General features: G+C 52.2%; 14 protein-coding genes. 1 reads left to right on the forward strand and 13 read right to left on the reverse strand.

Annotation, left to right across the window (positions count from 1 at the left end; all coding sequences use genetic code 11):
- Positions 1-13: 13 nt before the first annotated feature.
- Entirely contained in the window at positions 14-58 is a 45-nt protein-coding gene (gene yecV, locus BEG40_RS22120; RefSeq protein ID WP_211180499.1) for a protein YecV, read from the reverse strand.
- Positions 59-148: 90 nt separating this feature from the next.
- Between yecV and BEG40_RS13190 the strand changes: the two genes are divergently transcribed.
- On the forward strand, positions 149-637 hold the full coding sequence (locus BEG40_RS13190; protein ID WP_016158432.1) for a lysozyme inhibitor LprI family protein: 489 nt from the start codon (positions 149-151) through the stop codon (positions 635-637).
- Positions 638-758: 121 nt separating this feature from the next.
- Here the strand turns inward: BEG40_RS13190 and flhE are convergent, their stop codons facing one another.
- From flhE to motA, 12 genes are all read right to left on the reverse strand, one after another.
- The gene (gene flhE / locus BEG40_RS13195; protein WP_001221460.1) at positions 759-1151 is read right to left on the reverse strand and encodes a flagellar protein FlhE; all 393 of its coding nucleotides are present in this window, start codon (positions 1149-1151) and stop codon (positions 759-761) included.
- Positions 1151-3229, reverse strand: coding sequence for a flagellar biosynthesis protein FlhA (gene flhA / locus BEG40_RS13200; protein WP_000066958.1), 2079 nt, complete (start codon positions 3227-3229; stop codon positions 1151-1153). The genes flhE and flhA overlap by 1 nt, the downstream gene beginning before the upstream one ends.
- On the reverse strand, positions 3222-4370 hold the full coding sequence (flhB, locus tag BEG40_RS13205) for a flagellar biosynthesis protein FlhB (protein ID WP_105285532.1): 1149 nt from the start codon (positions 4368-4370) through the stop codon (positions 3222-3224). Before flhB ends, flhA begins: the two co-directional genes overlap by 8 nt.
- A gap of 201 nt (positions 4371-4571) precedes the next feature.
- The gene (cheZ, locus tag BEG40_RS13210; protein WP_000983594.1) at positions 4572-5216 is read right to left on the reverse strand and encodes a protein phosphatase CheZ; all 645 of its coding nucleotides are present in this window, start codon (positions 5214-5216) and stop codon (positions 4572-4574) included.
- A 10-nt stretch (positions 5217-5226) separates the two neighbouring features.
- Positions 5227-5616 carry a chemotaxis response regulator CheY gene (cheY, locus tag BEG40_RS13215; RefSeq protein ID WP_000763857.1) on the reverse strand — a complete coding sequence of 130 codons (390 nt, stop codon included), beginning with the start codon at positions 5614-5616 and terminating at the stop codon, positions 5227-5229.
- A gap of 14 nt (positions 5617-5630) precedes the next feature.
- On the reverse strand, positions 5631-6680 hold the full coding sequence (cheB, locus tag BEG40_RS13220; RefSeq protein ID WP_000036400.1) for a protein-glutamate methylesterase/protein glutamine deamidase: 1050 nt from the start codon (positions 6678-6680) through the stop codon (positions 5631-5633).
- Between the two features lie 2 nt (positions 6681-6682).
- Positions 6683-7543 (reverse strand): protein-glutamate O-methyltransferase CheR, encoded by an 861-nt coding sequence (gene cheR, locus BEG40_RS13225; RefSeq protein ID WP_000204526.1) that lies wholly within the window; start codon positions 7541-7543, stop codon positions 6683-6685.
- A 148-nt stretch (positions 7544-7691) separates the two neighbouring features.
- The gene (gene tar, locus BEG40_RS13230) at positions 7692-9353 is read right to left on the reverse strand and encodes a methyl-accepting chemotaxis protein II (protein ID WP_105285533.1); all 1662 of its coding nucleotides are present in this window, start codon (positions 9351-9353) and stop codon (positions 7692-7694) included.
- Between the two features lie 140 nt (positions 9354-9493).
- Positions 9494-9997, reverse strand: coding sequence for a chemotaxis protein CheW (cheW, locus tag BEG40_RS13235; RefSeq protein WP_105285534.1), 504 nt, complete (start codon positions 9995-9997; stop codon positions 9494-9496).
- A 21-nt stretch (positions 9998-10018) separates the two neighbouring features.
- Positions 10019-11983 carry a chemotaxis protein CheA gene (cheA, locus tag BEG40_RS13240; protein ID WP_105285535.1) on the reverse strand — a complete coding sequence of 655 codons (1965 nt, stop codon included), beginning with the start codon at positions 11981-11983 and terminating at the stop codon, positions 10019-10021.
- A 4-nt stretch (positions 11984-11987) separates the two neighbouring features.
- The gene (gene motB / locus BEG40_RS13245) at positions 11988-12914 is read right to left on the reverse strand and encodes a flagellar motor protein MotB (protein WP_016158436.1); all 927 of its coding nucleotides are present in this window, start codon (positions 12912-12914) and stop codon (positions 11988-11990) included.
- Positions 12911-13798, reverse strand: coding sequence for a flagellar motor stator protein MotA (gene motA / locus BEG40_RS13250; protein ID WP_000906346.1), 888 nt, complete (start codon positions 13796-13798; stop codon positions 12911-12913). The genes motB and motA overlap by 4 nt, the downstream gene beginning before the upstream one ends.
- Between the last annotated feature and the right edge of the window lie 75 nt (positions 13799-13873).

A 13873-nucleotide genomic window follows, 5' to 3' on the forward strand; every position in this document is an offset into this window, starting at 1 on the left:
CAGGGTTACCCGATCAGGCTTTTTTATTGCCATCTAAATGTATTCTGAAAATGGACATACCATCGTTTTCTCACTGTTGGGTAAGAGGCCAGAAGCGTAATATCCAGCCCCAGGGAAACGGTAACGGTTGATTTTAAGGAATACCGCAGTGTTTAAATTTCTTGTATTAACATTAGGCATTATTTCTTGCCAGGCTTACGCAGAAGATACGGTTATAGTAAATGACCATGACATTTCAGCCATCAAAGATTGTTGGCAAAAAAATTCAGATGATGATACTGACATTAACGTGATCAAATCATGCCTGCGACAAGAATACAATCTCGTCGATGCGCAATTAAATAAAGCCTATGGTGAAGCTTATCGTTATATAGAACAGGTGCCACGCACAGGTGCAAAAAAACCTGATACCGAACAACTTAACTTGCTTAAAAAATCACAACGAGCCTGGCTGGACTTTAGGGACAAAGAATGTGAATTAATCCTTTCAAATGAGGACGTTCAGGATTTAAGTAACCCTTATTCTGAATCAGAATGGCTATCATGTATGATCATCCAGACCAATACGCGAACTCGCCAGTTGCAGCTATACCGTAACTCTGAAGATTTTTATCCAAGCCCTTTGACAAGAGGGTAATTCACATATTTTTGGCATGTTTTGTTGCAAGCTATTCCTGATAAATAATTGCAACAAAACATGGAGCCTTTTTCACTGAGTTATTAAACATGCTCGCGAGCGCGTATTTTTTATTTGTACTTCAGCGATAATTCACAATCACTTCATTACGTTGTACCTTCAGCGGCGGAATTAACCGCCCACCGCCAGGCACTTCCCAGATAAAGCGCAACGGTTCTGCTGCCGGTATGCCGGAAAAGGCCACAGTGTTCCCGCTCTGCCCGTCTAATTCGACACAACGAGATTGCGAGCACAAGCGAACCCGCAGCCCCGATGGTGTCGGGCCGATAAGCTGATAACGCCACGCCACCAGCGTCATCAATCCTGAAACAGGTTGTCGCGAAGAAAGAGGTGCTGACGACATCGACTCACCGCGATGATTTAGCGTAACGCCCACACTACTTGTCTGCCACATCCCCTCCCCGGCGGCTTGTACAACCAGCGGAAACAACAATATCGCCAGTAAGATCCTCATTACTTACCACCAATAGTCGCCGTCATCCGAATCTGCCGGTTATCAGAGAGTTCGAGATTCGACAGCACCACCAGTTGCGGCAGGCTACGGCGCAGAAAGCGAGACAATAGCGGGCGCAGCGCGTGGTTCACCAACAGTACTGGCGGCGCACCCAGCATCTCCTGACGGGATAATGCTTCCTGGGTTTGCGCCAGCAAACGATCCGCCAGCCCCGGTTCCAGTCCGCCACCGCCCTGCAACGCCTGTAACAGTAACCGCTCCAGTGGCGTATCCAGACCAATAACGTGAACTTCATCTTTACCGGGGAACCACTGCTGAGTAATTGCCCGCCCCAGCGCCACGCGGACGACGGCGGTTAATTCATGCGGATCGCTCTGGATGGGCGCGTGTTCCGCCAGCGTTTCGAGAATGGTGCGCATATCGCGGATCGGTACTTTTTCATCAAGCAGGTTTTGTAGCACTTTATGCAGCGTAGTGAGCGTGACAACGCCAGGAACCAGATCCTCCGTCAGTTTTGGCATCTCCTGCGCCACGCGATCCAGCAACTGCTGCGCCTCCTGGCGACCAAACAGTTCTGCGGCATGTTGACTAATGAGGTGGTTAAGATGCGTTGCCACCACTGTACTGGCTTCAACTACCGTATATCCCTGAATCTGCGCTTGTTCTTTAAGCGCACTTTCGATCCAGATAGCATTAAGACCAAATGCCGGATCGACAGTCACTTCACCGGGAAGCGTCCCGGCGGCTGTTCCTGGGTTAATGGCCAGCCAGCGCCCCGGATAAGCATCACCACTGCCAATCTCAACGCCTTTCATCAAGATACGATAGCGGGCAGGTTGTAGATCCATATTGTCGCGGATGTGCACCACTGGTGGCAGAAAGCCCATCTCCTGAGCAAATTTCTTGCGAATACTGCGAATACGACCAAGCAACTCGCCATCCTGCTGAAAATCGACCATCGGGATCAGCCGATAACCCACTTCCATTCCCAGAGAATCTTCCAGTTGCACATCGTTCCAGGTCGCTTCGACAACGGCATTATTTTCCGCCATCTTCACTGGTTTCGGTTCAGCAGGCGCGTTTTGTTCGCGTCCACGTATCCACCATGCCAGCCCCAGCAATCCCGCTGTGAACAGTAAAAATACCAGGTTTGGCATTCCTGGCACCAGACCAAGTAAACCCAACACAGCGGCACTTAACAGCATGACTCTGGGGTTACTGAAAAGCTGATTCACCATCTGCTCGCCAACATCCTGATCGGTGCTGACTCGCGTGACGATAACCCCCGCAGCGGTAGAAATAACCAGTGCTGGTATTTGCGCGACCAGGCCATCACCGATGGTCAACAGCGTATAACTTTCCGCTGCATGACCCATGCTCATGCCATGTTGCAACACACCAACCAGCAATCCGCCAACAACGTTAATGACCATGATGAGGATCCCGGCGATGGCGTCACCACGGACAAACTTACTCGCCCCGTCCATTGAGCCGTAAAAATCAGCTTCCTGGGTCACTTCTGAACGTCGCTTTTTTGCTTCATCTTCGCCAATCAGGCCAGCGTTGAGGTCGGCATCAATCGCCATCTGCTTACCCGGCATACCGTCGAGAACAAAGCGCGCGCCCACTTCCGCGATACGTCCGGCACCTTTGGTGATAACCATAAAGTTGATGATCACAAGAATGACGAACACCACAATGCCAATGGCAAAGTTACCGCCCACGAGAAAATGACCGAACGCTTCGACGACCTTCCCTGCCGCCGCCGCACCGGTATGGCCTTCCATCAAAATGATACGCGTGGAGGCCACATTAAGCGCCAGACGCAACAGCGTGGTAAACAACAGAATGGTCGGAAACGCGGCAAACTCAAGCGTGCGCTGGGTAAACATCGCCACCAGCAACACCATAATCGACAAGGCAATATTGAAGGTAAACAGCAGATCGAGAATGAATGCAGGCAATGGCAGCACCATCATCGACAAAATCAGCAAGATCAAAATAGGCCCGGCAAGGATCTGCCATTGTGTCGATTTCAGGTTTGCGGGCAGGCGCAGCATCGCGGCCAGATTACTCATGGGACGGTTTCTCGTTGATAAAATCCAGGGCTTCCGGCACCGGAAGATGAGTGGGTTGTACAGGGCGTTGTCCACCGGCCAGACGCCAGCGTTTCAGTTGCCAGACCCAGGCCAGCACTTCCGCCACGGCGGCATACAGTTGACCGGGAATTTGTTGGCCGATTTCTGCGTGTCGATACAGTGCGCGCGCCAGCGGCGGCGCTTCAAGAGTCGGGACGTTATTTTCAGCGGCAATTTCACGAATGCGTAACGCCACCAGCCCCGCGCCTTTAGCAACGACCTTCGGTGCACTCATTTTGTTTTCGTCATATTGCAATGCCACTGAGTAGTGAGTTGGGTTATTAACAATGACGTCCGCTTTCGGCACATCGGCCATCATCCGACGCCGCGCGGCAGCACGCTGCATCTGACGAATTCGCCCTTTGACATGCGGATCGCCTTCGCTTTGTTTGAACTCATCACGAATATCCTGTCGTGACATACGCAGCTTTTTCAGATGGCTGAAAATTTGAAAAAAGACGTCAAATCCCACCATCGGAATGACACCTAGCACCACTAAAAGCGCGCATAACCCCACAACATCCATCGCGTTAGCCATTGCGGTAATGGGGGACTGCGCCATTAAGCGCATCATCTGCGGCCAGTGATGCCAGAGATAAAAGCCAGTAACACAGCCAACCAGTGTAGATTTCAGGATAGCTTTCAGCAGCTCCGCGCCAGTTTGCGCCGAGAACATACGTTTAATGCCCGGTAGCAGGTTGAGTTTAGAAAACTTCGGTTGCAATGATTTACCACTGAATACCAGCCCCCCCAGCATGACCGGCGAAATAAGCGCCACCAGCACCACCCCGCTAATCAGCGGCAACAGTGCCAGCATGGCTTCTCTGATCAGCAAAATAATCTGTCCGAGGATCAGGTTGGGATCATTAATGATGCTGTGATCAAAATGCAGCCCGGCGGAGAGCATCCCCGACAACCGCCGTGCCAGAGACGCGCCACCAAACCAGATAACACACACGCCAACCAGCAAAATCAGCAGTGAAGTCAGCTCACGGGAGCGTGGGATCTGCCCCTCTTCCCGCGCTTTTTCAAGTCGGTGAGGTGTGGGGGCTTCTGTTTTGTCGTCGCTCTCGTCAGACACGTCGCCAATCCTGGAAATGGTGATAAGCGTGAATAATGCCAGAGCGGAAAGCGTTCAATGCCTGGAGTAAGGGGCAAAACAGGTGGGATTTGGGGCTTTTGCCGCAATACACCAGGCATGGTGCACGTTTGTCGGATGTGGTGTAAACGCCTTATCCGACCTCCTGATATGACGCGGTCACGTCACATCAGGCAATACAAATCAAAACCCAAGGCTATCCAGTAAATCGTCAACCTGATCCTGACTGGCAACCACACCGGCTTTGCTGGTATCGACCTGTGGTCCGTTAAGCAAACTCTGGTTTTCACGTTTCGGGCGCGCATCCTGCTCCGGGATGTTTTCCAGCAGCACCATCAACAGCTGGCGTTCAATTTCCTGAATCACATCCATCATCCGTTTAATCACCTGCCCGGTGAGATCCTGAAAATCCTGCGCCATCATAATTTCCAGTAACTGCGCGTTAGTGAAGCTGGTATGAGCGGGCACATCCGCCAGAAATTGCCGCGTATCCGTCACCAGTTCCCGGGCATCGGCAAGGTCAATCGGATCGGCAAACCAGTCATCCCAACGTTGGGTTAATGCTTTTGCCGATTTCTCCATTTGATCTTGATGCGGTTGTGACGCCTCAACGCTGTTCAGCGCCCGCTCTGCGGCCTGTGCGGTCATCTGCACAACGTAGAACAGGCGATCGCGGGCATCAGGGATGGCTTCCGCTGCTTCGGCTATCGCCTGATCCAGCCCCAGCTCACGCAGGCTGTCACGCAGCATACGCGTCAGGCTGCCGATGCGCGCTATGATATCGCCGGCTGCATGTTCATCAGCAGGTTTGATTGATGGTTGCATCATAGTCGCATCCTCACATGCCCAGTTTCTCAAAGATTTTGTTGAGTTTTTCCTCCAGCGTCGCGGCGGTAAATGGCTTAACTACATAGCCACTGGCCCCCGCTTGTGCTGCCGCGATAATGTTCTCTTTCTTCGCCTCTGCGGTCACCATCAGCACTGGCAGCGCCGACATCACCCCATCGGCACGAATGGTTTTCAGCAACTCCAGACCATCCATATTCGGCATATTCCAGTCGGAGATCACAAAACCATAACCACCCGCCTGTAACTTGTTGAGAGCATCAGCGCCATCTTCTGCTTCCTCAACATTGTTGAAACCCAACTCTTTCAGTAGGTTACGCACAATGCGTCGCATGGTGGAAAAGTCATCCACAACCAAAAATTTAAGTTCTTTATCCGCCATTTCACACTCCTGATTTAAATACGTATCGCCTGTCCGGCACTGATTTTCGCCAGCATTTGCTGGCTTACCTGGCTAAGATCGACCACTTCGCAGACGCCCCCCAGATTGATAGCCTCGCGCGGCATACCGAACACCACACAGCTTGCTTCGTTTTGCGCAAGGGTCCATGCCCCCGCCTGACGCATCGACAACATTCCCGCCGCACCGTCGTTGCCCATACCGGTGAGGATCACCCCAACCGCGTTGCGCCCCGCCTGTCTGGCGACAGAATGAAACAACACATCCACTGACGGTCGATGACGGTTAACCGCCGGGCCATCGTGAATTTTGATTTGATAGTTCGCGCCGCTGCGCGCCAGTTCCATATGTCGATCGCCTGGGGCGATATAGGCATGTCCCGGTAAGACGCGTTCACCGTCTTCCGCCTCTTTCACGCCGATTTGACACAGCTTATTCAGGCGGTCGGCAAAAGAACGGGTAAAGCCAGGCGGCATATGCTGGGTGATTAACAGTGCCGGGCTGGAAAGCGGCAGCGGCTGCAATACGTGCCGAATTGCCTCAGTTCCCCCCGTCGAAGCGCCAATCGCAATCAGTTTTTCAGAACTCAACAACGGCCCCGCCTTCAGTGTTGCCGGAGCCGATAATGGTTTATGCGCCGCGAGGCTCGCCCTTGACGCCGTACGCACCTTTTCAGCGATCATTTCGCTGTACGCCAGCATCCCTTCTCGAATACCCAGTTGCGGTTTAGTGACAAAATCTATCGCTCCCAACTCCAGCGCGCGCAGCGTCACTTCAGAACCTTTGCCGGTCAGAGAAGAAACCATCACAACGGGCATTGGACGCAAACGCATTAACTTTTCGAGGAAATCCAGTCCGTCCATCCGTGGCATTTCAACATCCAGCGTCAGCACATCGGGGTTGAATTTCTTAATCAAATCTCGTGCGACCAGCGGATCGGGCGCCGTTGCCACCATTTCCATATCGCTATGGCTGTTGATGATTTCCGTCATGATCTGGCGCATCAGTGCCGAATCATCGACAGACAACACCCTGATTTTGCTCATGGTTAATCCTTACTTAGCGCATACACCGTCTGCCCACGCAGCGTGAAGCTGCGCTCAAGGTGGCTGAAATTTTCAGAGTGCCCCGCAAACAGCAATCCGTCAGGTTTAAGTAGTGGTACGAAGCGGCGCAAAATCTCCTGTTGGGTCGTTTGATCAAAGTAGATCATGACGTTACGACAGAAGATCGCATCAAACGGCCCCGGTACGGTGTACTGTTTCGCCAACAAATTCAGCGGGGAAAAATCGACATAGCTCGCCAGTTCCTGGCGCACGCGCACCAGCCCTTCATGCGGCCCCGTGCCGCGCATGAAGTAACGCTGGAGTTGTTGTGGCGTCAGGTTTTTCAGTTCTTCATGGCGATAAATACCGCTTCTGGCTTTTTCCAGCACTTCGGTGTCGATATCACTGGCGAACACTTTCCAGCGTCCGGGCGCGGTGCCTAATGTGTCCGCCAGCGTCATGGCAATGCTGTACGGCTCTTCACCTGTCGACGCCGCCGCGCTCCATACACGATATTCTCCGGAACGACGGCGAGCGTGAGCCGCGATCAGTGGGAAATGATGCCCTTCACGAAAAAATGCCGTCAGGTTGGTGGTCAGCGAGTTAATAAATGCCTGCCACTCGCCGCTGAGCTGATTAGATTCCAGCATGTTCAGATAATGACCAAAATCGGCCAGTCCCAGCGAACGCAAACGGCGTATCAACCGGTTGTAGACCATGTCACGCTTGTGATCGGCCAGAACGATCCCCGCCCGTTGATAGATCAATTGGCTTATCCGCCGAAAATGAACGTCGGAAAGCACCAGGCGCTCGGTCATCTGTAACAATAAAGACGTTTGCCCACAGGGCTGAGATGATGTCATAGCGCCTTCTCAATCACTTCAGGAAACCACTGACACAGCCTGTAACTGCGCCGATTGTGTTGTAATAGCGCCATCAGAGACGATAAGCGCGACGTTCTGTTGCATCATCGGCCTCATCTGGCGGCAATGGCGCCTGGGTAAATACCCATCAAAATGTTTCCCAGTTTGGCTCTTGTTCCGCGATACGCCGCCGCGACTGTGCTGGTGATTGCTCACTGGCAGGCCGGGATTTTAGTGGTGGTTTGTGGTTTAGCTGACTGGCTGCCAGACGAAATGCGGATACAGCCTGAGTTAAACGGCTGGCCTGCTCTTCCAGTGCGGCAGCAGCGGCGGCTGACTCCTGCACCAACGAGGCATTCTGTTGAGTGACGCGATCCATTTCCGACACGGCCAGCGCAACTTGATCAATGCCACGGCTCTGCTCATCGGAGGCTGAAGCAATTTCCCCCATAATGTCGGTGACGCGCGTAACCGCATTAACGATATTCGTCATCGTTTCCCCGGCGCTTTCGACCAGCACCGAACCGGTATCAACACGGGAAACTGAGTCTTCTATCAGAGCTTTGATCTCTTTTGCTGCCTGGGCGCTGCGACTGGCAAGATTACGCACTTCGCCCGCCACCACAGCAAAACCACGCCCCTGTTCCCCGGCACGCGCGGCTTCAACAGCGGCATTCAGCGCGAGGATATTGGTCTGGAATGCAATGCCGTCGATTACGCTAATAATGTCGGCGATTTTCTTCGAACTGTCGGCGATTTCATGCATGGTTTTCACCACACCATCCACCACTTTTCCACCGTGCATCGCGGTGTCGGAGGCACTTTTTGCCAGTTGCGAGGCCTGGCGGGCGTTATCGGCGTTCTGTTTTACCGTCGCGGTGAGCTGTTCCATGCTGGCGGCTGTTTCTTCCAGCGCGGATGCCTGCTGTTCAGTACGGGAGGAAAGATCGGTATTGCCCGCTGCAATTTCACGTGTGCCGGCATAGATGGCGTCCGCCCCCTGCCGCACGTGAGTAACTGTGTCGGTCAAGGAACGCTGCATATGCGAAACGCTCTGTGCCAGCTCGCCCATTTCACTGCGCCCATCAATGATGAGGCTATTCGCCAGGTTACCGCCGGCAATTTCGCGAATGTGAGCAATGATTTTCGCCAGCGGGTTAAGCAACATGCGGCGGATGCCGAACCATGCCACCAGCAAAATCAATACCACCACCAGCGCGATAATCGCCAGTTGCCACTGGGAAAAGCGGTAATCTTCTGCATTGTTAGTGACGATATTGCGGTAAAGTTTTTCACTACTAAGGGCGTACTGAGCAAATGCTTCGCCCATCGCATTTTGCATTCCCTGGGTTGGTTGAGCGAAGTAGGCGCCAGTATTGCCATAATCAAGATAATCAATCAGTTCTGTTAATGCTGTGTGATAGTTTTTGTATTTTTCATCAATATTACGACTGGTGGCGACCATTTCAGGTAACGGCGCCATGCTTTTGAATTTTTTATAATGGGTAGACGCCTGTGCCAATGTTTTCCTGGCGCTATCGAGCAATTCAACTTTTGCACTGCTTTGTTGATTGGATGAATCCATCATCATCCGCACCGCGGAACGACTCAGGTTAATGCGCGTTTGTAGCATTAAATCCCAGGTTGAGGTTAGCTCACTCTGTTGTTCCCGTAGTTCATTGGAAACGACAAAGCTTTTCTGGCTATGGTGAAGCGAAGAAAAAAACAGACTGCCGGAAATAAGCTGTAACAGTGCAAATACCCCCAGCACCATCATCAGCAGCGTGACTACGCGGATACGGTTAATCATAAGGCACCTTCCTGAAAACAAGTTGTTTTCGTTATCGGCAGGAAGAAGGGAAACTTTATTGCTGATGCCAGTCATGGCGAAATGAAGTAAAAAAACCCGATGCGCAGGTCATCGGGTTCATTTCAGTACAGCAGGATAAATTACGCCACCTCTGACGCTGCGCTATCTAACAGCGCCATCTCTTCACTATTGAGCAGTTTTTCGATATTCACCAGAATTAACATGCGGTCACCCAGCGCCCCCAGCCCGGTGAGATATTCAGTAGAAAGCGTCACAGCAAATTCCGGTGCCGGACGAATTTGCTCCGCCGTCAATGAAAGAACGTCTGACACGCCATCAACCACAATGCCGACCACACGCTGCCCCAGATTCAGGACGATGACCACCGTGTTGTCGTTATATTCCACATCCACCTGGCTGAATTTAATGCGTAAGTCGACAATCGGCACAATAACGCCGCGCAGGTTAGTGACACCTTTGATAAATGCAGGCGTGTTCGCAATCCGCGTAACCTGATCGTAGCCACGGATCTCCTGCACTTTCAGAATATCAATACCGTACTCTTCATCACCGAGGGTAAATATCAGAAATTCCTGGCCTGACGGTTCGCTGGCCAGTTTTGTTACATTTGTCATACCGGTCATATTTATTACCTTTTTACTCATTCAGGCGGCGGTGTTCGCCATACGTTGTTCGCGATTTATCGTCTGCAAGGCAGATACATCAACAATCAGTGCCACGCTGCCGTCGCCGAGAATCGTTGCGGCGGATATTCCCGGGATTTTGCGATAGTTACTTTCCAGGTTTTTCACTACCACCTGGTGTTGACCAATTAATTGATCCACCAGCAAGGCGTAGCGGCGACCGCCACTTTGCAGGATCACCACAATGCCCTGAGTGGCTTCAGTTTTCGCGCCTGCAACGTTGAACACTTTCCACAGTTCGACGATGGGCAGATATTCACCTCGTACTTCCAGTACCCGCTCGCCACCCGCCAGTGGATGCATATCAGCTTCACGAGGTTGCAATGATTCCATGACGGCATTCAGCGGCAGAATGAAAACTTCATCTGCAACACGCACAGACATGCCATCGAGGATCGCCAGCGTCAGCGGCAGTAAAATACGGATTGTGGTTCCTGCGCCCGGCTTCGATTTGATTTCGACATGACCGCCCATCTCCTGGATATTACGTTTGACGACATCCATACCGACGCCGCGTCCAGAGACATCGGTAACCTGCTCTGCTGTAGAAAAACCAGGAGCAAATATCAGCATTGCCACTTCGTCATCCGTCATGTTGTCGCTGACGGTCAGACCCTGTGAAACAGCTTTTGCCAGAATCCGTTCCCGGTTCAGCCCCGCGCCATCGTCGGTCACTTCGATGCAGATGTTGCCGCCCTGATGTTCAGCAGACAGAACCAAATTTCCGACGCTGTTTTTGCCTGCGGCGAGGCGTTTGTCCGGCAGTTCAATTCCGTGGTCGAGACTGTTGCGTACCAGGTGGGTCAGCGGATCGATAATGCGTTCTATCAGACTCTTGTCGAGTTCGGTGGAACTGCCCACCAGCGTCAGTTCCACCTGCTTGCCGAGTTTTCCCGCCAGATCACGCACCAGCCGGGGATAGCGACTAAAGACATATTCCATCGGCATCATGCGGATCGACATCACCGATTCCTGCAAATCACGAGCGTTACGTTGTAACTGCCCCATGCTGGTAATCAAATCACCATGATTAACCGGGTCCAGTTCGCTGGAACGCTGGGCCAGCATTGACTGGGTGATAACCAGTTCGCCGACAAGGTTAATCAGTTGATCAACCTTCTCCACCGCCACACGGATACTGGTGGATTCGCTGCCGCGCGGCGGTTTTTCCCGCTCCACGCGACCGGTTGGCGCTTGTTCGGCTGCCAGTTTAAGCACTGGTGGGGTGGATATTTTGGGCGAGACTTCTACTGTTTCAAAGGTAATCTGATCGGCTTCAATCACAAAACAGAGTACCGCTGTGATGTCATCTTCGGCGATGTCGCCCGGTAATATTGCCGAGAGAGAATCCGCCCCTTTCACCACGTCAGTTAACGTTGTCAGATGCCCCAGCTCTTCTTCCAGCAGGTCGACTTCCCCGGCCTTCAGGCGCGAAAGGATAATTCGTCGCGGCGACTGATTGCGGCTCTGCTCATCTTGCGGTTCACTTTTGGCAACCACACTTAATCGGGTCACTGCGGATGGCGTTTCGCCTTTCGCTTCTAATGCCAGTTGACGCAAGGCCTGGCAGATATAATCGAAGCTGGCGGTATCCGGCTCTTGCGACTGTTTATAAGCGTCGAGCTGTTCTTGCATGATGTCCTTCGTTTCCAAAAACAGATTGATAATGTCGGTATTAAGCTGCATCTCACCGCGTCTGGCTTCATCGAGCAGATTTTCCATCAGATGCGTGGTTTCCTGTAACACAGTAAAACCAAACGTTCCTGCCCCTCCTTTGATGGAATGGGCTGCACGGAAGATGGCATTCAACTGTTCGGCATCTGGCGCTTCTGGTTGCAAATTAAGCAGATGCTGCTCCATATCGGCTAACAGTTCGTCCGCTTCATCAAAAAATGTCTGATAAAAATCGCTTATATCCATGCTCACGCTGTCACCTCGGTTCGGCTGATGGCATTGTGGGAACACTGACCTGCGGTGCGCTCCCTGTTTTTTCCAGAACACTTACCGGTTCATTCTGGCTTTCGGCGTTTTCATGCAAAATGGCCTGTTCGGCTTGTCTGTTCAGAACCAGCAGGCTGATTCGACGGTTGACGGCATCATCAGGTCCACGATCGCTTAAACGCATGGTGGCTGCCATGCCGACGACGCGCAGAATTTTGCCATCAGCCAGACCGCCCACCATTAGCTCACGGCGCGACGCATTAGCGCGTTCGGCAGAAAGCTCCCAGTTGCTATAGCCTTGCTCACCCTTGGCGTAAGGGAAATCATCGGTATGACCGGAGAGACTGATACGGTTAGGAATACCGTTCAGCACAGGCGCAATACTCCGCAGAATGTCACGCATATAGGGTTCGACGTCAGCACTGCCGGTTTTAAACATCGGGCGATTCTGGCTGTCGATAATCTGAATGCGTAAACCTTCCTGCACCAGATCGATTTTGAGATGTGGACGCAGCGCCCGTAGTTTCGGGTCTGATTCAATAAGCTGGTCGAGATCGCCCCGCAATTTCCGCAGCCGACTTTGCTCCATGCGTTTTTTCAGTTCTTCAATGTCTGGCTGCTTATTCACTTCTCCCTGGCTTTGGGTGTAATCATCACCCCCGCCAGGAATTGGGCTTTCACTATTCGAAATGCGATCGCCGCCCGTTACTGCCGTCGCCAGCGGCGTGCGGAAATATTCCGCAATCTGAATCAGCTCTTTTGGGCTGGAGATGGAGATCAGCCACATCACCAGAAAAAAAGCCATCATCGCGGTCATAAAGTCGGCATAAGCAATCTTCCACGATCCATGCGCCGAGCCGTGACTTTTCGCTTTACGTCGCTTGACGACAATAATTGGATGCGCGTGATTCTTCATGCTTCCTCGGTTGTCGTCTGCTGTTGCGGATTTTTCACTGCACGAACGTGCTCTTCCAGTTCGACGAACGACGGGCGCTCGCTGGAGTAGAGCGTTTTGCGACCAAATTCAACCGCAATTGGCGGTGCATAACCGTTGAGATTAGAAAGCAGTATGACTTTGACGCACTGCATCATTTTGCTGGTCTCTGCGCTTTTCTGGCGCAAAACACTTGCCAGCGGGGAAATAAATCCGTAAGCCAATAAGATACCGAGGAAAGTCCCCACCATCGCATGAGCAATCAGCGCCCCCAGTTCGGCGGCAGGACGATCGGCTGAACCTAACGCGTGAACCACCCCCATCACTGCGGCGACAATACCAAATGCCGGGAGCGAGTCACCGACCAGTGCCAGACTGTTTGCCGGGACTTCCGCCTCGCTTTCGTGAGTCTCGATCTCTTCATCCATCAAAGCTTCGATTTCGAAGGTATTCATGTGACCACTAATAATCAGGCGCAGATAATCGACAATAAAATCAAGCATGACGGCATCTGCCATAATGCGAGGATAACTGGCGAAGATCTCGCTCTCGCGAGGATTTTCAATATCGCGCTCCAGCGAAAACATGCCCATCTGGCGTGATTTCGCCATTAGCCGGTAAAGCAGTGCCAGCAGATCCATATACATCGCTTTGGTGTATTTGGAGCGGCGAAACAGTAACGGCAGCGCCTTAAGCGTGCCTTTGATGGCTTTACCGTTGTTGCCGACAATAAACGACCCAATGCCTGCACCGGCAATAATCACCAGTTCAGCGGGTTGATAGAGTGCTCCAAGACTTCCGCCGGTCATCAAATAACCGCCGAAAACTGTACCGAGAACAACCAGGTAACCTAATAAGATAAGCACGACATCATCCTTTCACTGTTGACCATGACAGGATGTTCAGTCGTCGGGCGTTAACTTACGGTCGGGGAAAAAAAG

It is taken from the genome of Escherichia sp. MOD1-EC5495, assembly GCF_002965965.1.
Classification (GTDB): Bacteria; Pseudomonadota; Gammaproteobacteria; order Enterobacterales; family Enterobacteriaceae; genus Escherichia; species Escherichia ruysiae.